Origin of the sequence: Protofrankia sp. CiP1_Cm_nod2, assembly GCF_920664355.1 — a bacterium.
GTDB lineage: Bacteria > Actinomycetota > Actinomycetes > Frankiales > Frankiaceae > Protofrankia.
The window spans coordinates 3,959-4,724 of the sequence record NZ_CAKKTL010000074.1 but is presented as its reverse complement, the minus strand read 5'-3'; the positions used below and the strand labels follow the sequence as shown (position 1 = coordinate 4,724).

Annotated in this window: 2 pseudogenes; both read left to right on the top strand. The window is 70.4% G+C overall.

Features of this window, described 5'->3' with window-relative positions:
* Nucleotides 1–464, top strand: a pseudogene (locus NBW84_RS10655) (glycosyltransferase family 2 protein); the annotation flags it as partial.
* Nucleotides 461–766, top strand: a pseudogene (locus NBW84_RS10650) (4-amino-4-deoxy-L-arabinose transferase); the annotation flags it as partial. The pseudogenes NBW84_RS10655 and NBW84_RS10650, both read left to right, overlap by 4 nt.

The window sequence follows — 766 nt, the reverse complement described above, 5'->3', positions numbered from 1 at the left end:
TGACTCCGCTGGACAGCGCCCGGCTGATAGCCAGCGCGCCGGTCTACCAGCTCGTGCTGTCGCTGGCGGCGCTGCGGGCCGTCGTGCGGCTGTTCCAGCGAAAACTTGAATGGGAGAAGACGACGCATGTCGGCGCCCACCACGTGGTGACACCGGCGGTGCCGCGGCCGGCGCTCCGAAGCCACCGCGAGCCTGTTCTCACGCCCGGTGTCCCGGTCCGGTCCGGGATTCCCGCGGAATCAGTGATCGCGGCCAGGCCGGGAATTCCCGTCGGAACCGGGGTCGCCGCCAGACCGGCCAAGCCGATCGGGGAGGCCCGGCAGCCACCCGGTGAGCTCCGGGAGCCGATCCGGCAGCTCCCGGAGGTTCAGCTCCCTGAACCACGCAAGGGCCAACGGCGAAGCGAGCGTGTTTTCGCGCCGCCCGGGGCGCAGTTCCCCGAGTCGTTCGAGGGGGTTCTTTGACCACCAGCACGCTTCCGCTTCTCGACCGCGGCACCGGCACCGGCAGCGGCACGGAGCCGGCCGGCAGCCGGCGTGGCCGTCGGTTCGGCGGGTTCGTCGACTCCGTCACGGCCGCCCGCGACCGGATCTCGGTCTGGTTGCTGGCGCACTGGCAGAGCATCATCATCCTCGCCGTGGTTCTCGTCGTCTGCGGGCTCGTACACGGCATCAACCAGGACGGCTGGCCCGGCCGCATCAACGACGACGAGGGCACCTACACGGCGCAGGCATATGCCATGGAGTACTGGGGCCAAATCGCCCAC